This is a genomic window from Acidobacteriota bacterium (assembly GCA_035529075.1).
GTDB lineage: Bacteria > Zixibacteria > MSB-5A5 > GN15 > FEB-12 > DATKXK01.
Genome location: DATKXK010000018.1, coordinates 22,734 through 43,674, shown reverse-complemented (window position 1 = coordinate 43,674; position 20,941 = coordinate 22,734). Strand labels below are relative to the sequence as shown.

10 protein-coding genes and 1 tRNA gene are annotated in these 20,941 nt (G+C 57.3%); 6 read left to right on the top strand and 5 right to left on the bottom strand.

The annotated features are described in order from the left end of the window. Positions 1 to 268: 268 nt before the first annotated feature. From VMY05_11775 to VMY05_11755, 5 genes are all read left to right on the top strand, one after another. Positions 269 to 5,434 (top strand): DUF4397 domain-containing protein, encoded by a 5,166-nt coding sequence (locus VMY05_11775; GenBank protein ID HUV31750.1) that lies wholly within the window; start codon positions 269 to 271, stop codon positions 5,432 to 5,434. A gap of 66 nt (positions 5,435 to 5,500) precedes the next feature. Next, positions 5,501 to 6,565 (top strand): T9SS type A sorting domain-containing protein, encoded by a 1,065-nt coding sequence (locus VMY05_11770; GenBank protein HUV31749.1) that lies wholly within the window; start codon positions 5,501 to 5,503, stop codon positions 6,563 to 6,565. A gap of 181 nt (positions 6,566 to 6,746) precedes the next feature. Further along, on the top strand, positions 6,747 to 7,766 hold the full coding sequence (locus VMY05_11765) for a protein phosphatase 2C domain-containing protein (GenBank protein HUV31748.1): 1,020 nt from the start codon (positions 6,747 to 6,749) through the stop codon (positions 7,764 to 7,766). Between the two features lie 66 nt (positions 7,767 to 7,832). Beyond that, positions 7,833 to 7,906, top strand: a tRNA-Arg gene (locus tag VMY05_11760). A 441-nt stretch (positions 7,907 to 8,347) separates the two neighbouring features. Beyond that, positions 8,348 to 9,202, top strand: a complete 855-nt coding sequence (locus VMY05_11755; GenBank protein ID HUV31747.1) for a Dam family site-specific DNA-(adenine-N6)-methyltransferase — start codon at positions 8,348 to 8,350, stop codon at positions 9,200 to 9,202. On the opposite strand, the gene VMY05_11750 is transcribed toward VMY05_11755, so the two are convergent. Then, positions 9,203 to 9,769: a hypothetical protein gene (locus VMY05_11750; protein HUV31746.1), complete on the bottom strand. Its 567-nt coding sequence runs from the start codon at positions 9,767 to 9,769 to the stop codon at positions 9,203 to 9,205. It abuts the gene before it with no gap. A 333-nt stretch (positions 9,770 to 10,102) separates the two neighbouring features. On the opposite strand from VMY05_11750, the gene VMY05_11745 reads away from it, so the two are divergent. Continuing rightward, on the top strand, positions 10,103 to 11,095 hold the full coding sequence (locus VMY05_11745; GenBank protein HUV31745.1) for a hypothetical protein: 993 nt from the start codon (positions 10,103 to 10,105) through the stop codon (positions 11,093 to 11,095). Between the two features lie 173 nt (positions 11,096 to 11,268). On the opposite strand, the gene VMY05_11740 is transcribed toward VMY05_11745, so the two are convergent. The 4 genes from VMY05_11740 to VMY05_11725 form a co-directional block, all read right to left on the bottom strand. Further along, positions 11,269 to 12,039: a fibrobacter succinogenes major paralogous domain-containing protein gene (locus VMY05_11740; protein HUV31744.1), complete on the bottom strand. Its 771-nt coding sequence runs from the start codon at positions 12,037 to 12,039 to the stop codon at positions 11,269 to 11,271. 551 nt (positions 12,040 to 12,590) lie between these two features. Next, positions 12,591 to 13,940 (bottom strand): cohesin domain-containing protein, encoded by a 1,350-nt coding sequence (locus VMY05_11735; GenBank protein ID HUV31743.1) that lies wholly within the window; start codon positions 13,938 to 13,940, stop codon positions 12,591 to 12,593. 93 nt (positions 13,941 to 14,033) lie between these two features. After that, a complete protein-coding gene (locus tag VMY05_11730) occupies positions 14,034 to 19,052 on the bottom strand; it encodes a cohesin domain-containing protein (GenBank protein ID HUV31742.1) in 5,019 nt (1,672 codons plus the stop codon). Between the two features lie 1,199 nt (positions 19,053 to 20,251). Then, on the bottom strand, positions 20,252 to 20,773 hold the full coding sequence (locus VMY05_11725) for a fibronectin type III domain-containing protein (protein HUV31741.1): 522 nt from the start codon (positions 20,771 to 20,773) through the stop codon (positions 20,252 to 20,254). Between the last annotated feature and the right edge of the window lie 168 nt (positions 20,774 to 20,941).

Sequence of the window (20,941 nt, the reverse complement as noted above, 5' to 3'; positions counted from 1 at the left end):
CGGGCATGGTTGAATAACGCTGGAGGATAATCTGTTGATCAAGCGAGACCCGGGAGGACCGGCAAGCCTTCGCAGGCAGGAAATACCGGTCTCGGTGTCGCGGCGTTCCCCGCGTCCGGTTCCTGACGGGTGTCGCTGTTACTCGTGCGGGACGGCCCACTACCGCCTGGGCAGGCCGTTCGCCTCACTTCGGTGCCAATCCACCACGTGAAGAAATATAGATGTTAGAAATAGAAACTGTAAGATCTATAAGAAGGAGTAGAGCCGAATGAAACGAGTAGTAGCATTTATCGGTCTGTTTACGGTGCTTCTCTCGTCCGGTCTGGCTTATGGTCAGACCACCGAAGTGACGCTCGATGCCGTGACCGGCCTTCACGGTCCCGACACCCTGCTGGCGGGAGAGGAACACTGGTTCGCATTTCGTTTCACCAGCCTAAACAGTTGGACCAACTACAACATCACCAACGGCTGGCGCGTCTTTTCAGATGATGGTGCGCAGTGGACATACCCTTACGCGGACACCACTTACGACACTACTATCAGCCTGATTTCGTACCCTCCTCCGGTCACTGAGACTATCGTCGACACCATTATCGCTCAGTCCAAGGTCGATCCGGCTTTCAAGGCCATGTTCGATCAGTTCTTTATCAATGAGTTTAACCTCGGCGGTATGGATGTGGACACCATCGGCATCGGTGGCGTTGCTCTGTCCGAAGACGGAGGTCTCCCTGACAATTCCAGCAACGTGGGCTTCTTTATACCGATCCAGAGCCGGAAGGCGGACCACGGAAAGCATATCTGCATCGATTCGTCCTGGTACGAACCCGGCGGCACCTGGAAATGGGCACCGCTGACCAAGTTATTCCCTCAGATTGCCCCGGACTGGTCGGGCCAGCAGTGCTATACCGTGTTCGACCCGGATTACGTGCCCCCGAAAATACTGGAGGTCAGCACCGCCGTGCTGGATTTCAGCGCGGTCGAGGGCGGCGCGGATCCGGCCGGCAAGTCGTTTGACGTCTCCGAGGCCGGCGACGCGATCATCCCCTATACCGCGACCAAGACGGAAGCCTGGGTTGGTCTGACGAACGCGTCCGGGTCGACCCCCGCGACGGTGACCGTTGACATAGACATCACCGGCCTGGCACCGGGACTCTATAAGGATACGGTCGTCGTATCTTCGGCAGAGGCGGACAACCCACCGCAAAAAGTGGCCATCAACCTCGATGTGACACCGTCACTCAAATACCTCCAGGTGTCAAAGGATACGTTGAAGTTCACGGCCATTGCCGGCGACGCCAATCCGCCGACTCAACCGGTGCTGGTAATCGAGCAAGGCGGGGCCACAATTGACTATGCCGCCACGACGACCGCCTCATGGATAACCGTGGACCAGACGGGCCCGACGACACCGAGCGTGGTCACCATCGGAGTTGATGCCTCCGGCCTTTCGGCGGCCACAGAGCCGTACGAAGACTCCGTCAAGGTGGAAGGTCCGGCGGAGAACTCTCCGCTGTGGGTTCACGTGCTTTTGACCGTTGAAGCACCCCAGTTTGCGCGGCTGCAGCTTATTCACAACGCGGCCGATCCGCCGGCCGCCACAGGATTAGACCTGTACGTCAATGACAACCTTGTCACCGCGAGCTTCGCCTTCCGAAGCGCTACTCCGTTTATCGACGTCCGCGCCGGGATCGAGATCAACCTCGAGTTGAATGCGGGACCCCTTTCGGTGTTCAGCTACCCCGTTACGCTCACTCCGGACGTGGCATACGTGGCGGTCTTCAACGGTGTTGTGCCGCCGGCTACCGGATTCCTGCCGAACCCGGACGGCCGTGATATCACGCTTACCGTGTTCACTAAGGACAACGCCCGGGAAATCGGCAGCATTACCGGAGTGACCGACCTGTTCGTGCTGCACGGTATCACGGACGCGCCGACCGTGGACATCCTGGTACGCGACGGCGTGCCGCTGGTCGAGGACCTGGCCTACGGCGACATGACCGATTACCTGAACGTGGGGAGCTCCAATTACATACTTGACATTACCCCCGGCGATGACAACGCAACCGTGCTGGCCTCCTACGAGGCCGACCTGACCGGTCTCGGCGGCGGCGCGGCAGTGGTTTTCGCCTCCGGTTTCACCGATCCTGAGCAGAACAACGACGGCCCGTCGGCCGGCCTGTTCGCGGCCCTGCCGAACGGTACCGTCATCGAATTCCCGCAACTCATCGAGTTTGTTGTTGATCCGGACACCGTCAGAGTCAGCACTCAGGAAGAGATCCCACCGCCGGTGCCGCAGTCATTCGACGTGGCGGTCACTGACGGCAGTGAGGTGGTGTTCGACATCTCGACGGCCGATTCCTGGATCGTCCTGCCCGATGTCACGCAGTACACAACTCCGGCTAAGATCTACTTCAGCATCAACGTAACCGGAATGCCGCTTGGCGAGTACATCGGCTCCATCCTGGTCTCGGAAACGATCTTCGGGGGTGCGGCCGCTCCGGCCGGGGCCGACGACATCGAGCCCGTGACGGTGTACGTGAAGCTGACCATCGAGGACAGGCCGAAGGTGCTCGTGGCGCTTCCCAACTCACTCTCCTTTACGGCCAATGAAGGCGACGTGTCGGTGCCGACCCAGACGTTCGACGTCAGCGAGGAATTGGACGCCGCCATACCGTACGCCGCCGGCACGGATGCCTGGTGGATTGTCCTGACCGATGCCACCGGCACGACTCCCGGACAGGTCACGGTCGGAATCAACCTGATACTGGACGACGTGGAGCGCTACAAGGACGGTCTGGCCCCCGGGACGTTTCTCGACTCTGTCCGTGTAACTTCCACCGAGGCCGATGACACGGCCTGGGTAAAGGTCAGCCTCGAGATCACCCCGTGCCCCGAGCTGGTACTGGACGACGTGGAGCGCTACTTTGAGATCTTCGAGGATTCGACCGTGACCTTCAACGCCACGGTCAACCTGACCAGTTCCGGAGCGGAGTTGTACTGGAACGTCTTGTACCCGGGCTATTTCATCCTTCCCGAGAGCACCGGGACCACGCCGTCGGCCGTATCGTTGTCCTACAGCCGGATGTTCCCGGACGAGGGCGAATACGAAGATACGCTGACGTTCATGTCGGTGGTGGTGGGTGGCAGCACCTGCGCATCGGAAGCCAAGTTTATTGTGAAGGTCAAAGTCAGCCCTCCGCCGAGCGCCGATACGCTGATCGTGGAGAGCCGTTCGGTCCGTCCGGGCGGCAAGGTGACCGTTCCGGTCATTTTCACCAACGACTGTAACCTGTACGGTATGTCGGCCTGGCTGACCTGGCCGACCTTTGACACCGATCCGCCGATATTCCATCTGGATTCGATTTCATACGAGGAGTCGGTCCTGGGCGGGTTCGGCCTGGCGCAGACCTTCTCCAACGTCGAGGGCCTGGCCAACTTTTCGGCCGATGTCGGCACCGGCGCCCCGCTGGAGCCCGGTTCGCTGCGGAACTGGCTGAACCTTCACTTCTCCGTGTCCTGCGACGCACTGCCCGGTGACTACGCGCTTGAGTTTACATATCTGGATACCGGCCTGTACTTCCAGCGCAACTGCGGCGAGGGGATCGAGACGGAGATACCGGAAGTCATCAACGGTGCCATCACCGTTGACACCTCGGCCATATACTTCTGCGGCTGGGTGGTTAATTCGACGGACGGTTCGTCAATCGGAGGCGCCACCATCGAGATGTGGACCCCGGGCGAGTTCCCGTTCACGGTCCCGTTAAGATCAACGGCCTCGGGCGAAATAGGCTCGTTTGCCTTCTCTGACTTCACCGAGTGCCAGTTTGACCTCTGGGCCTACAAGGACGGGTATTACCCAAGCAAGGTCGAAGGCCTGAACTGCTCGACCGACAAAGGCGTGAAGATCGAACTGGATCCGACGGATGAACCGTTCGAGACACCGTTCTCCAACTTCTATTACTGCGGCGCCAATACGTACCTTGGCGGGGCGATGCCGGTCGGCTCGATCGTGGAGGTCCGCCTTGGCGACGGCCTGCTGGTCGGGCACGTGCCCGTCACCGTACAAGGCAGCTATGGTTCCATGCCGGTGTACGGGGCCACGCCCACCGGTGATCCCGGTGCCGAGGCAGGCGATACTCTTTACTTCTTCGTCAACGACATCGAGGCCGTCACTCCTAACGTGGTGACCTATCCTTTCGGGGATAAACTTGAGATCGAGGTCTGCCTGACGGTTGGCCTGACGGAGACCAAGGTGTGCGAACTGGTCGAGGGCTGGAACCTCGTCAGTTGGAACGTTGACACCGAGTCCGACGGCATAGGCGACGTCCTCGGCCCGTACTGGGACTCCATCGACGTCGTGATAGGCTTTGAGCAGGGCGGCCTGATCTTTGATCCGCTGCTGCCGATGTTCTCGACCCTCTGGGAGGTCGACCACCTGAGCGGCTACTGGATCAGGATTAAGGACGGCTCCTCGCTGACGCTGTCGATTGAGGGCTTCAAAGTAGCCACCAACGCGCCTATCGACGTGACCACCGGGTGGAACCTCGTCAGTTACCTGCCCGAAGAGAATCTCGCCCCGGCGACCGCGCTGGCCAACATTGTTGACAATATCGAGTTCGTCTACGGTTTCCCGACCGGCGGCGATATCGAGATCTGGGAGCCGGCAGGCGGTTACAACGGCCTGACGGCTATGGCTCCCTGCGCCGCTTATTGGGTGAAGGTTAACGACAACGCCACCCTGAGGTACCCGGGCGGTGACGTAACCGGTCCGTTCGCCACTCCCGGCGAGCAGCGCGGAAGCCGCGGCACCGTGGCGGCCAAAGCGCCGTCCGACATCCAACTGTCGACCAACTGGGTAAACCTGTACTCGCCCGACCTGAAGCTTGACGGCCGGACGGTCGGTACCGGCTCAGTGGTGACCGCGCACGCCGCTTCGGACGGCAGCAAGGTGGGCAGCTTCACGCTGGCCGCCGACGGCCACTTCGGCTTCATGCCGGTCTATGCGGGTGACGGCACTCCGCTGAACGCCGGACAGTCGTTCTACCTGGAAGTCAACGGCGTCGAGACGAAGGAGTTGTTCGAGTGGACGGGCAACGGTGCGCGTATCGAGGTCGTGAACCTGTCGGCCAAGGCCGGTTCCGACGGTCAGGTGCCGACAACATACTCGCTCGGCCAGAACTACCCGAACCCGTTCAACCCGGCTACGACGCTTACGTTCACCATGCCGGCGGCTGGCCAGGCCAAGCTCCAGGTGTTCAATATTCTCGGCGAGCTGATCGCCACCCCGTTTGACGGGCAGGCGGCATCCGGCGAGAATAGCGTCATTTGGGACGGCCGCGATACCAACGGCGAGACGGTGGCTTCAGGGGTTTACCTCTACCGCCTGACTGCCGATAACTACACTGAATCCAAGAAGATGCTGTTGCTGAAATAAAAGGCCTTAGGCGATGAACATCCGGCCGGAGTCCGCTCCGGCCGGATGGAGAAAAGTGGTGATAATGTGAGGAAACTGATAACAATAATTCTGTTCCCCGCGGTGCTGATTCTCGCGTTTTCAGGCGGTCTGCAGGCACAGGACATCCACCCGACTCCGTTCTTCACGGGCTTTGCCGATACGACCAACGCGTCGACTTACAACGGCAACCCGCTGGTCATCGGGTCGGTAATCCAGGCCTTTGACCAGTCCGGTGTTTACTGCGGCGTTGATTTCGTGCGCGAGGATACGTCCACCGGCGAGGGCATATTCGGGTATTTCCCGGTCTACGGCGACGATCCGAGAACGGAGACCCTCGATGAGGGAGCCGTGGGCGACGAGCAGATCATATTCAAGATCAACGGCAGGACCGCTACTGTTACCGCCGGTGACGACACGTGGTCGCAGAACGCGCTCAAGTCCGTCACGCTCACGGCGACGGGGACGATCATGCCGACGCTGTATCAGCCGGCCATTGACAGGGTCGTGGAGTGGGGCGACACCGTCAACGTTGTGGTGCGTATCAAGAACGACGGCAACGGCATCGATTTCTACGGCGTCACGCTGAGCATGTCCGTGCCCGACAGCGCTACCGGCCCGAGCCTGTTCCTGTGGGAAGCGACGGCTCCGGACACCGCCGTATACGCCGACTCCGGCGAGGTGGTGCCCGTTTCGTTCGACGTCCGCGTACCCATTTTCAACGCCTTTACGGTGGATACGGTCTATTACACGGTCTTCTCCCATCTCGACACGACGAAAAAGATCAGTGGCAGTATGAGCATCACCATGGCGCTGGTGGACGTCGACGAGCCGGAATCGGCCCTGCCGGGCGGGTTTACGCTCAATCAGAACTACCCGAACCCGTTCAACCCGACCACCACCATCCCGTTTACCCTGCCCATGCGCTCGCAGACCAGGTTGGAAATCTACAACGTGCTTGGCCGCCAGATTGACGTCCTGGACCTGGGCGCGCTCTCTGACGGACCCCACGAGGTCGCGTACGACGCTTCGCCCCTGGCCAGCGGAATCTACTTCTACCGCCTCGTGACCGAGTACGCGGTGCAGAGCAGGAAAATGATCCTTGTAAAATAGCTTCTCCTCTTATCACCAATGCCTTTCTGCCCCGGCCGACCCCGGCCGGGGCTTCTTTTTTTAGCCATTTTTTGTTGTGTCCATAAGGGGAGGTTGTCGATATTATGGCAAATTCAACCGTCGGTCTGCTGCCGGGTATGCGTACCGGCAGGGTGTGCCAGGCAAGGAATTCGGACAGGTAGTGAGTTTACTTCCCAAGTTACAGGTTGTCGGAAAGACTGACACGGGGCTGGTCCGCGCGGGCAACGAAGATTACCTCCACCTGGACAGCGCGAACAACGTCTATGCCGTCTGCGACGGCATGGGCGGCCACCAGGCCGGGGAGGTCGCCTCCATGACCGCCTCGGTAACCATCGAAAGGGCTTTCCGGAAGTTCCAAAAGCCGCTGCTTCAGGACGAGGCGCTCAAGCTCGACCGCACTCTGCCGGCCGGCGGCGACCTCCTGCTCAAGTCCATTCGCCTGGCCAACCGAAGTATCTTCAGCCGGTCCGTTGCCGATCCCGGGCTGTCCGGTATGGGCACAACCATCGTCGCGGTGGCGTTTGAGGCCGATGTCATGTCGGTGGCCCACGTCGGCGACAGCCGCGCCTACCGCCTGACCGACCGGGCGCTCGAGCCGCTCACCAGAGACCACTCCTGGCTGGTCGAAATGCAGAAGAGCCAGGAAATGTCGCAGGAAGAGGCCAGCTCGCTGGTCGCCAAAAACGTCATCACCCGGGCCCTCGGCGTCAGGGACACTGTCGAGGTCGACTACCGCCTGGTCAAGGTCCAGCCCGGAGAGGTGTTTATCCTCTGCTCCGACGGCCTGTGCGGGTTTGCCGATGACGACGAAATCTTCGAAACCGCCGACAAGGCCCGAAAAGACGGCCTGAGGCGTATAGCCGACGACCTCGTGCAGATGGCCAACGACCGGGGCGGCAGCGACAACGTCACCGTCGTCGTTATCAAGGTCGAGGAGATCAAGGAATCACCCATCCCCGAGGTCGAGGTCTTCACCCTCGGCACGGAGTCGCCCGAGGTACTTCAGGCCGAGGACATCTGGGTGGCCAAATTAAGGGAAGCCGAGAACGAGAACGAGGACGAGACCGACGTCGGGGGCAAGACCCGGGGCCGGAAAAGCCTCGCCCGGTGGTTGTTCGGCATCTTTGCGATCATTGTGGTGGTGGCGTCCCTGATTCTGTATTTCGTCTGGGCCGGTTGAACCGGGCTGCTTCAAAAGAGGTTGACAAGGGGCGGCTGATGTTCGTACTTAAAGTTCTGTAAGAATGCGCCCGTAGCTCAATTGGATAGAGCGTCTGACTACGGATCAGAAGGTTAGGGGTTCGATTCCTCTCGGGCGTATTTTCTTGTGGGCGGGGGCCACGCGCTGGGGCTAAGGTCACTTCGCGCAGGCCGCAATCATCCTAGGGGATCTTCATCATCGTTTATATCGTGTGGTGGCTGCTGAGCAACCACTGAAAGGGAGGGGAGTATGTTAAAGGATAGTTCTGGCTGGGACAAAGTAAAGAACCTTTGGACTGAAGTGTGGGAATGCGAAAACGGGTGCGGCCCGGCTATGACCGACCCTGACCATCCCGTGTGTGATCTGTGCAGAGACCGCCTTTCTCAGATGGAAGACCTGGTAGATTCCCTTTGGAAACGACGTAGTTAATGAGGCAACTACTCTTAGCCTGAGCCCGGCCAACAGCCTGAGCGTGTGACAGTATCACATATTGACAGAGTGGCCTTGACAGCATTTCTTGAAAATGCGACTTTAGATTATTAGTGTTAAGGACATTCTGGATGCAGCACTCGCTATTGCCAAGAACCAGACCGAAAGGCCAACTCCTAAAGTGGGTCGGTAACAAGTACAAGTACGCACACACGATCACGGCGTACTTCCCGGATGATTATAATCATTACCTTGAGCCTTTTCTTGGAATCGGCGCAGTCTTAGCCACAGTCGCGCCCACACGCGGAATAGCGGGCGATGTAATTACGCCGTTAGTAGAGTTCTGGAAGCTGGTGCAGAGGGCTCCGGAGTCGCTGATTTCCTACTACCGTGACACAATCACCCGCTTCAATGAGAATCGACAACAGGTTTACGACGACGTTAAGACCAGGTACAACGCCCATCCAAACCCCTTCGATATGATGGTCATAAGTCGAACTTGCTACGGTGGAGTGATGCGATTCACACGTGAGGGGCGTATTAGCACACCGATTGGTCCACATAAGCCGATCGCCCCAGAGACATTTGAGGCCCGGCTCCATGAATGGCGGGAGCGCGTCAAGCACACGAAATTCGTCAATCAGTCTTTCAGCAAGACCATGCAGTCAGCGGGGGAAGGCGACCTCATCTATTGCGACCCACCATACATTGACACACAGTCGATCCTTTACGGCGCACAGGATTTCAGCTTCTCTAAGTTGGTTGAGATGATTGCGGTGTGCAAGGCAAGAGGGGCGAAGATTGCACTCTCTATCGACGGTACGAAGAAGTCTGGGACCAAACGAATCGCGGTCGAGTGGCCTAAAGGCTTGTTTGAGCGCGAAGTCCTGCTGGACTGTGGTAGCTCAATGCTGCGTCGATTCCAGAATGGCGGTAGTTCTATGATAGGGGAAGACGTGCACGATAGGCTGCTGCTGACGTGGTAACTACCTCGGCCACTTGCTCACGATATCCGGCCAGTGGACCAGCACTTCACGACCGACGATAACCTCATCAACCAGCCCCATATGCATCGCATCGATCAAGCGACAGAGGTAAGACCGGCCACAATCCCACCAAGTAAAATAGTCGTCCACGAATAGATAGTGTTCGACGCGACGCGACGCGGCTTTTGCCGCTTCGTTGATTTCGTAACCATCCAACTCGGTCTCGTAAACACCATCCGCGACACGACTGCCGAAGGTCGTGGTCCCGTAATACTCCTTGACCTCCCAGACGGCGTGTGGGTCTTGCACTCCGGGGTAGGCACCGTCGAGTCGCCGCGACAGCGTCGCCACCAGCCTCCCCTTGGCATCCTTTATAGTCAACAGTCGACTGGGGTTATCGTCGAATACCGCCCCACCGAGCGTGGCCTCGGTCAGAATGTTGATAATGCAAGTGAAGTAGGCGTGATGGTGTTTGGTGCCCTTTTGCTTGTTTAACGGTAGGTGACACGTGGGCTTGTACTTGACCCTCAGTCGATAAAATAGCTCCTCCGCTATCTCTCGATTCATGAGCTGCTTCTCAACGTGCTTCTCAAGCACATCTGCTCTGTGGTTGAGATAGTGGGTCACACGTCGCACTATTGCGTCGTCAATTCCAAGCTTCTTCGAAAACTCATCAAGCTCGTTATACGTGTATCGCCTCAGAGATTTGACCTTGCCCTTTTTCGCACGATTGGAATAGCCAATCTGCTCCGACGCGTAACGGACGAGTGCCCAGAACGATGGCGTTTCATTCGCAAACTTGGGGTTGGGCTTCATAGCAGACAATATAGCCCCGCTTCTCCGGCAAAGCCAGAGCAAAATAGCCCAAAGTGTGTTTGACAAGCACCCCCGTGGCGAGTTATGCTGCTGCCATGTTACGCGGTATTCTTCAAGTACAAAGGAGAGGGAGGGTCCATGACTAGACTATCAATCTGCCTAATTCTGGCTGTCGTCTGTGCTACTGCGGCCTGTGACGCGACAGTTACTGTGGTCGTGAGAACGTACGATGGCCTTGTGGTAGCCGCAGACAGCCGTATCACTCTAACGGATAGCGCTGGGTCTCGCGTGGCCTCTGATTTTGGTGAAAAAGTCAAGCGAGTCGGTCGCTATGTCGCGGTGACCTTTAACGGGGCAGCTTATTTGTATGACACCGAGACGGATCTACGCAGCATTGGAAGTCTTGTCGATCAGTACAAGAATCAATCTGGTATTTCGGATTCGAGCCGCACCGATCCACATTCTGTGGTTCTGGGATTGGACTCGCTGCTCCTTGATCTATATGACAAACACCAGCGGAGTAATTATGCTCAGAAGACTCTCCAGATAAGAGTCTGTGGATACGACTCAACCGGGAAGCGTCCTATCTACCAGCTAACCTACCCAAATCTCCGTGAGGCATCTTCGAAGGAGCGCGAGTTCGACGTTTATGGTTCACTTGATACCATCTACGCTTCTGGAGTGCCATGTGCTTATGTGGGCGGCCAGATACACGTGTGGAGTCGATTGATAAAGGGATATGACCCACGGCTTCTGGAACACAAGTGGTTTCGAGAGGTTGAGGTTATCGTCACCGACAGTCTCGATTCTGCCGTTGTGGATACAACTGTTGAGCGAAAGCCCTTCAATCCGGACGACCTTCGGTACAATATTCGATATGACCTTATGACCCTGCAGGATGCCATCGATTTTGCCATTTTTATTGTTCGCGCTACTATCGAGGCGCAACGATTCGACCAGAATGCGACCCGGGGGGTGGGTGGTGTGATCGACATAGCGGTCATTACATCAGACGGTTTCAAATGGCTTCAGCGCAAACGGCTCCACGGAGAGGGTCCCTCTGAATTGATTCAATAGCCCCCATAGGGCAGCAACCCCAGGGCAGAACCCAAAGTGGTTCTGCCGGTTTCTCTTTCTGACGCTTTAAGCTGCACGGCGGAACCGCAGGGGTTCCGCCCTACAATTGTGGCGGGTTCGGAACCCGACCTGCGTTTTACGGCGGATTCAGAACGCAACCTGCATAAACTCAACTAATCCTTGACACACCGAACCGAAAAACCCTCTTTCTTAGATTCCGGGTCGCAACAGATATATGATTCATCGAACCACATGGCCCGGAACAATGCCCTGCCCTGTGGTACACCATCGTGCTCTTCAGTAGACCAGAAGAAAGAGCATTCATGCAAAGCGAGGAAGTCAGTCGTTGTGTCTCTGCCACCACTGGGCAGTGCCGTAAAACCACTCTCATTGGTAGCGCCCGTGTTGGGGCTGTGCCAATGCGTTGTATCAGCTTCTTTTAACTTGCCCCCTTCATCTGTTCCATGCCGGCCAATGGAATCGGCTGTGGCCGGGCTAATGCCGATTGACACCTCCAATTGCTGCCACTCCTCCTCCGTTGCCACATGCCAGCCCTTCGGCGCTATATTACGGCTGTCATTTACGGCATACCAGTTGTACAACCGCCCATAAACGGTGGCAATGGCGGTATCGTTGTTGTAGTTGCAATAAGCTCCCGTGGAAAGAGCAACCCAGGCGCCGTGGTCGGTCACATTGGGGATAGTGTCGCCATTGCGATAACGGGTTACCATCAGATTCTCCGTCATCCACACCTGTGATCCGATGGTTACTGTCTGGTATACATTGCCGTCGATGTCGGTGACAGTTGTCGGCAATTCGGATTCAGTTGCCTTATCATCTCCGCAGGATACCAGGAACACGGTAATGATAATGATCAGAGACATTAACCAGCCGAATAATGTCATCCGGAAAGGAACTGTTGAAGAACACTGTTGCGCTGCCATAAGTACCTCCTTTGAGAATGGCACACCATCGTCCCTCTCAAGGACACCGTTGTGAACTGTACGGTAGTATACGACGATTACGCGACAGTCCAAATCTTTTTTGTGCGCCTGAGAGCTCATGTTCGCATTGGAGTGCTTCATTCTCTTCTGATCCCGGGATTCTGTCAGGCCGGTCAAGGTATCCGTGAATAGCGAAGTGTCGGGTTTCTCACCCGCGTTCCGCGGCCTCGGAACCCGACCTACGTTCTGCGGCGGGTTCGGAGTCGGCCTGCGGTGATTAAAGAAGCCCGGTGATGCCAATAGCATCATCGGGCTCAAGATATATGAGGCACGTGCAACTGACAGGTTCTCCCCCCCTCTCAAAGGAAGCGGGACCGACAACCTGAGCACACCAAAGATCATCGGGTCACCTATGTGTCCAGCTACACGTGCCTTCCCCTATATATTCGTCAAGACCGTTTCGGCACTCCCAGCCTGCTTTGACGTCCCACCGGCCTGCGGCCCGGTTTCGTGGAACCGGTCAGTAACATCATCAACACGCCTCCCCGGCCCTACGGACAGGGCAGCAATTCACGGCCCATGAACAGATAACCGATAAGCAGGGTCAGATCGCCTATATCAACTGTTCCTTCGCAGTCACAATTCGCCGCCTCATAGGGAACCGGCTCCACGTGCGAGATGAACAGGAAACTTATCAGCGAGGTCAGGTCTGCGATGTCGACTATGCGGTCGTGATCCAGATCCGCCAGTTGATAGAACATGGCCGACCTGATGGATGTCGACCACGTGTTCAAGCCGAACTTGTTGACGGCGTTAACGCACCAGTAATCCCATTCGCCCAGGGGTACGTCGGCAGTGGATATCAGCAGTTGCGAAACGTCTTCCGTCGAGTCGACAATCACGGCTCCTGCCGGCACATCCGGATCAGGACCGAGGCAGAACTCGTAAGTGATCGAGTCGCCGGGGATAACGCTCAGGGCATCCTCCCAGTCGAAGAGAATATCGCCACTGCCGAAGATATCGAACAACACGTCGTTCTGGGGTGTCAGCAGGTCGAACTCTTCGGGCTCGACCAGGCCATACACGAACTCGAACGACTCCGAAGGCGGCGTCGAGGGCCGCTCATATCCATAGAGATTACCTTCAGCGCTCACGCGCCAGTAGTAGACCGCCTCGACCAGGTCATCCACCCAGAGCGTGAAGGTCGTATCGATCAGGTCGTCCAGAGTCGTGGTGCCCGACGGGTTAAAGGTCGGGGATGTCCCGTAATCAAGTGTGTACCGGACGGATTCGCCCGGGTACACGGATCGGGTACGGTTCCAGACGAGATCGAATTGGTCACCGGGGAAACCTGAGACGACGTGGCCGGATATGGGACTGACGAGGTTGAACTCATCCGGTGGGCAATTGATAAACACCGGCGCTCCCGCGGCCTCACTTTCGACCAGCACGTTGAGGATATCACGCGTCTCGTGACGGAACATTGACAGGTCTGCAAACCCGCTGTCAATGGCCTTGAGCCTGATCGTGGCTAGTAACCCGGGGCCGGATACATCGACACCGGCCCCGAGAATAAGTCCTTCGATCTGAAGGACCGTGTCACCGACGAGATAGTAGTTGAATACGGTAACGGCCCCACTGGACGGGAATAGAGGGCCTTCGGTGACAGAGACAGTATCCAGCCTGGTTGGATCGAAGTTAAGCCAGAAGACGAACAGCTTCAGGCTTGTTATATCGCTGTCAACTCGTAAGTCCAGCTCAAACTCGGTATCAACACCGGTGGTAATAAAAACTGTGTCGGGATCGAGAAATATTCTCTGCGCCCCGGCATCGGACGCCGCAGCCGTTGCGATAATGAAGACGGCCGCCACGGTCAGGTAAGATTTGCATTTGTCGGACATGGTTCCTCCAAACAACACATTTGCGGTGGGTATCGCGATTAACAAGGGAAAGGGGGGATGGTACCCCCTTCCCCTTTCTTACCCACCGAGGCACTATTTGAGCAGTACCATCTTCCGGGTAGCGGTGAAGGACCCCGCTGTCAACCTGTAGAGGTAGATCCCGGAACTCTGCTCGGAAGCATCCCAGGTGATAATCAGACGCCCGGCTTCCGAGAAACCTTCGAACACGCTCACCTGCTGGCCGAGTACGTTGTAGATGGTCAGTTCGTACTGGCAAGCCTCCTTGAGGCTCAGCTTGATGGTAGTGGTCGGGTTAAACGGATTCGGGTAGTTCTGCGAGAGCGCAAACTCCGACGGGAGCTCGACTCTGCTGGTTGTGCTGAAGCACATGACCGGCTGGTTGTTGTGCCAGTCACGCACGTCGAGCAATTGTTCTTCGACAGTTACCGGAGTTTCAACTGTGGCCCGGAAAGTTATCCGCACCAACTCCTGATCACCAAACTGGTAGTCTCCAAGGATGACGCTGCTGATATCAATCTCCGGAGCGGCCTTGTCATGATAGAAGAAGGACTGCTCCACGGATTCATAGGCTGCGCCTGGCTCGACTGAGACCAGTTCCAGGCTTGAGTGATCATACGTGAACACGAAGTGATAACCCATGATGCCGCTGACACCGCTGACTCTGATCGGCACGCTGAACTGTGTTCCAGCCTGCACGCGATCCGGCAAATCGGCGATGACGGTCGGCTGACCAATCACCAGCTTGTCCACTTCCATATCCGGATTACCTCGACCCGGCTCTGAGCCGCACCGGTAGTCTCGGTAGTTCAACGCGAAGATGACCAGGTCATTGAAGTCGATGTCGCCATCCGGAATCGGGTAACCGGTAGCACTGCCGTCGCTGGTCTCCTCGATATCCAGATACTCGTTGAAGTACGGACTGCCGGTACTGGTGTTATACGAGGCAGCCAGGGCACCGAATTCGAGACCGAAGTCAATGCACCCGTCCGGCAGCATGGTCGTGTCATCCGTGGCGAAGTCACCAAGGATATAGTTGGTCCCGGTCACCTGGTCGTTGGGAACAGTGGAAACGTTGCCGGAACTGTCCATCGACCAGATCGAGAAGGAATAGATATCCGGATGCGGACCCGGGAACGCGTACACCGTGTCGGCCACTTCAGCCTCAAAAATCCCCTCCATCAGTGTCTGCGGGTGTGGAGCCGTGTCGTTCGGATACAGGGGATAGTCGTTGGTGAAGTTATACCGGAGGATCGAGAGCTGCGCGTCGGCCACCGGCGACCAGGCAATGTTCAGGCTGCTGCCGGGCGTGCCGGTTGCCGCGCCGGGAGCGGATGGCCCCGTGACGTCGTACTTGATGCTCTCCCTGATCCAGGCAGGAGTAGTGTTCTGGGCGCTGTCCTTGAACAGTATCCAGATCTCACGGTCGCCCTCACCGAGGGCAGACAGCGTGCATGGGCTGCAGGACGCCGCCACCGTGATCCATCCCGTATTCCAGCTACCATTCTCATTTCTCAGGTACATCTGAACAACATCGCCGTCGCACGCGATGGAAACCGCCTCGTTATCGTACAGCGAGTTGGTGTAACCGGGAAGCGCGTACGGGTTGGTTGCCGGGTTCTGCTGGAGGACGAAGTCACCTGAGGGAGGACCCGTATCAAGGTAGATGCTTGCCGACGAAACCGTCTCGTTCTCGGCCAGGTCAATGGCTTTCACATAAATCGTGTGACCGCCATCCCCACCGGTGAGCGTGAAGGATTGAGTAACGCTGTTGAACGGATGAGTCCAGATGACAACACCGGTGGTGAAGGTCGGATCCTCTGAGAACTGGAACTCATACGGATTGATCTCGTCAGTCAGGGCATAAACAGAGACAACCGGGTTGTTGGTAATAGTAGCGCCGCCGTTTATGGTCAGGGCCAGGAAGTTCGGAGCGTTGAGGTCGAAGTGCATCCAGTTGGTAGCCCATTCCATCCAATTGTTCGCACAGTCTCGCGCTGCGACCCATCCGCGTATGGAACCGTAACCGCCTGTCAGGCCGGTGAAGGTGTACTCATAGGTGGTCGGGTCAACGTGTTCGACATAGGCGGTATATGTGGTACCGTCCTCGCCGAACTGGAGACTGTCGGCATCGCCGCCGGTAACGGTAAACACAATCGTGGCCTCGTTAGACCAGTAGGTGCTGGCGGAAGTCCGATCGGCGATGGTCCTGGTGACAATAGTTGGCAGGACACGGTCAATGACGATACTGGCTTCAATGATATTGCTCTTGTTTCCAACATCGTCCGTGATCCGCGCATACCGGGTGTACGTCCCGTCACCGACATCGGTCGGGGCCCAGGGCCAGCCGTAACATGAGACCGCGCTGTTATCGAAGGCGCCCCATGTGTACCAGCTGCCGGTGGTGTCCAGGCATGTTTCCAGGATCGCGTGATCGCTGCCGGTCCAGCAGACCTCCCAGTCCACCATCATCTTCTCCGAACAGACGTCACCCTCCTGATCCAACAGCGTGAAGTCAGTGAGTACAGGAGCCGTCTGGTCAAGCTCGATGGAGTCCAGAATCGGAGTCTGCATATTACCGGCGCGCTCCTTGCTGTTCATCCAGATGTAGTACCAACCGTCGCCGGATGACAGGTTTATGTCAAACGGCAGGCTCGGCGCCGCCCAGAGACCGGAGAAGCAGTCAGTGAGGTCGTCGATGTTCTCGCCGGGATCCATCGAGACGATATAGGCTATCTCAGCCGTCTGACTGCCATATGACAGTTCTGCGCCCGTGATGGCGAGAACGTCGTTGGCCGTCTTCAGGGGGCTGATGGCGAAGCTGAGCGTAGCCGGCGAAGTGTCAAGCTCGATCCAGTCGGACGCGACAGCTCCGCGGTTCCCGTAGACGTCGGTACCACGTACCTTGACCTCTTTGTTAGCGTCGCCGGTGGACAGGACGAAGTCGTCCGTGGCGACAAACGGGCGCATATCCCACAAGCCAATCACATCCTCACGGATCTCGTACTGGGCGATATCAGGATCGCCCGTGAGGTCCACAAGAATGGCAGTATTGTCGGTGAACGCGGCATTCGGCGCACAACCGTCGGCATCGTAGGCATCGACCGTCATTGTCGGCCCGGTGCGGTCAATCGTGAAGTAGTAGTACACCGAGTCGCGGTTACCCGACTGGTCGCGCACCAGAACATTCAGTGAGTTGGGACCGGCCGGAGCTGCCGTGAGAGGAATGTAGAATGAACCGGGCAGAAGGCCATAGACATCCGACGTGCCCGACACCGGGCCTATGGGAATGAAGCCACCCCCATCGTTCAACCGGTACCAGACATCCCAAAGGGCATAGTTATCGGTTACCGTGCCCTCGACGTACAGGTCGACATGCGGCCCGGGACCGGGTCCGCCCTCTGAATAGGTGCCGTCCCCGATTGGATCATTAGCCGTCACGGTGATCGCCGGAGGCGTGTTGTCCTCCACGACCAGACTTAGCGGCATGTTCCCGGTCGGGATCGGGTCGTTATTCGGATCACGATAGTCGGATAATATCGTGATGCTGGTGTTTCCCGTTGCGATGGCCTGGAACTGCAACAGAGTCAGCCGTGCATCGCCTAAGCCGGGCTCGGTGAAGTTGGTCGCGGCAAAGCTGATCGTGCCGGCCACCTCATCGACTGCGATCGGCGTGTAAAGTGCACCGGCAGCCGTGTTGCCCAGATAAGCCTCGTCATAAACGGCTGACCCATCGACGTAGTCCAGCACCGTCGGGTCGTAGTTCACCACGAAGCTATACGCCGCCAGGTGAACGCTGTCCAACTCCGCGCAGCCCGGGATGGTCCAGTCGACGTCCACGTCAAACGTGGTCCAGACTTCCATCGGCTGGGCTTCGACAGTGACCGCGCTGTTGTCGTACAGCCACGGGTTGGTGTCGGTTTCCATACCGCCGTCGAGATCGTAGTCGGGATACGCAAGGTTGGTGACCAGGTCTTCGAAGTAATTGCGTCTCCAGACGTTGGTTCCGTCACCACCGTCGTAACCCTCGACCCCGGCGTGGTTGAACAGGCAGTTCCAGCGAATGTCGTTATGGTCCCCGGTGGCGTAGATACCGTAATCGCAATTGGCGGTGCCGGCGCCACCGTTGTCGTAGCTGGTGTTGTCGTGGACCAGCATGGAACTGCAGTTATTAACCCAGATACCGCCATGGGGATCCGAGTTGCTGTTGTGCGGAGCCGTGGTGCCATACGAGCAGCCGGTGACTTCATTGTTCAGAATAGAGCCACCATTGGCACCGGTTACCAGGATACCCTCCCACATGACATTGGTCACCGTATTATGCTGGATGACCGGATTATTGAACGTTGCTCCCACGGGCCAGAACTGGATGCCGTAATCCACACAGCTGTCGACAACATTATCCTCCACGAGGAGATTATTCATGGTGCCTGCAGACGTGCCGCCAACGAACCACATGGCGTACTCTTCCATGTTGTGGACGTAGCAATGTCGCACAATGTTGTCATCCAGAGCGGTGGCGAACCAGTTACCGTAGCGGATACCCCACTCACCGTTCATTACCTCGACATACTCAATGACACAGTCACTGCCGTGCACCCAGATGCCGCCGCCCAACGTACTGGCCGTAGTGCCATCGTAGCCGTCAGCACCGTTGTCATCGAAGATGCAGTCGTATACGTGGAGCTCATTACAGCCACTGACGTAGGTACGGATACCGTACAGGTAGCTGACCACCGTAATCCCGGTAATGGTCAGATCAGTGGTTCCGTGAGGATCCAGCCAGGTCCCGGTCTGGAAGACAGGAGCCGTGAAAATTACGGTACTCTTGTCATCTCCCACGATCTCGCGAATCACACCGGGTTGGCTGTGGTCGATCCACACGCCCACGTCAGAGTAGGCACCGGGGCGGATCTCAATGCGGTGCTCACCGGCAAACGCCTGTGCGGTCGCTACGGCCTGGGCCAGTGTCGGGTAAGTGGTCGCCGGATCACCGTCGTCGTCCACGACGAACACTGTATACTGGGCCATAGCCGGCACCGCAAAAAGCACAGCAGCCGTCATGAACAGGACTATTTTGAAAGATCTACACATTCTCTCCTCCAAAAGAATTCCGCAAGGAATTCACTATAGATATAATCCAGTTTCCGTCCGGCACCCCTCGAATCGAGAGGTGCCGGACCTGAGTCAAAATTGAATACTTGTCGCCCAACCCACCTCCTTTCATGCAGATAGGGTGGGCAAGGCCGGTTCGGATGGGATGGAACTTTCCCCCTTGCGGAATAGGGACTGCTGGCATATTTTATGAAAAGCGGGTGGGGAGTGGTCTTTGAGTTCAACACGTTCCCAGGTTGGTTCTCTGACTACCCCTGCCTGCGCCTGATTTCATTATGACCATAGCCCTGTGGCCTTACCCAAACGCCCATTTCTGCTCGGCTCAGGTCTGTTTTTCTTGATACTGATAACTTGGTTTGACCCGCTGCACCTCCTTTCCTGTTATGCTCTGTTCCCACTCATGTCGTATCCGGAGATACGACATGGCGCAATAACCCCCTGACTAAGTTTTGCCATATGGAGTGATTGATGTAGCCCCAACAGCACCGACTTAACGCGCATCCATGTGCAGACGGCCCGGAAGCGACGATGTTACGCCACTCGGCCAACCGGCCGAGAGGGTTCCCAGTCATCACCTGTCTCCCAATGGAAGTCATGCAGCCAAGGCTGCGAACTCACACTGCAGGTACTACCGAAGTACTACTGCCACATCACCTGGCGTACTCAAGACGCCACACGAGACCTGATCTTGCGTGTCGGTGTGCTCTTGACTGGTGTGCTTATGTGTGCTAAAAGGGGCAGAGGACGTGCTGTGCCGAGAGGGCGCCCTCCCTCGCCGACCCCCGATGCTTAAATGTATACTTCACTGCCCATGCTGTGTCAAGCGAAAAATCCGTTCCGTCGGGATTCTCTCTCGCTGCTCAGTTATCACAAAGCGGCCCACACACCATGTCTGCCCCGCGACCGGATCCCCGCTGCCGGGCGGAGATGAGACCGGCCCGCAAGCGCAACCTACCCGGTTGTCCACCTATTACCTTGACCCCGAACACGTTAGGAAAGGACGAAGCACGCGCACCAGATGTGACACAATGAGTTGGAGAAGAGTATGGAAAGAGAATCGACAGAAACGCGATGGAAATTGTAGCATATTCTGTCAGCGGCAAGTTGGCGGAACCGCCAGGAGGTTCTGCCCTGCTACTGCTCACAGGACAGGCGATGGAAGCAGAGCGTCGTGCGCCCTAAGGGCACGGTGGCAGGTAGGGGTCACTGGTGAAGAGAACGCCTATCAACAGGGTCAGGTCGAAGATGTCCACCACGCCGTCAGGGTCGCCGTCGATGTTGGCCTCGGTCAGGCAGATGCAGGCCGATTCCCGCTCGATAAAGAGGTACCTGATGAGCGTGGTGAGGTCACCGATATCGATCTTCTCCTCGGGGTCGCAGTCGGCGTTGCCGACCTCGCCCACGCAGATGTCCGGCGGCGTGGTCCTGGCCACAACGTTCGACATCTCCGACCAATTCATGCGCTCATCGGCCGTCTTAAGCGCAATATAGTAGGTAGTGGCAGGCTCAAGGTTGGTAACGGTGACCCACTGGCGGGTCCCGGCCGGCTCCGGCGTTGGGACATACAGCGCCCGGGCGGCGGAAGCCCAGTTTGCCTCGGTCAGGTAAGAGGTGGAATAACGGATATCATACAGAGCGGCCGTCCCGACGTCGCCGTCATCGCCGGGAGCCGTCCAACTGAGCGTAACGCAGCGGGGCATGACGTCCTGGGCGGCCGGATAAGATACCGCCCAGAGAACCAGGAGTAATACCCACGGTGCGGCCCATAAACTTCTGAGCCTACCTAGATGCAATGTCAACCCATTCCCTGCGTCAAAATAGGATGGAAATAGTCGTGTTGCAACTTTTTTCTTAGGGAGCGGCTGTTT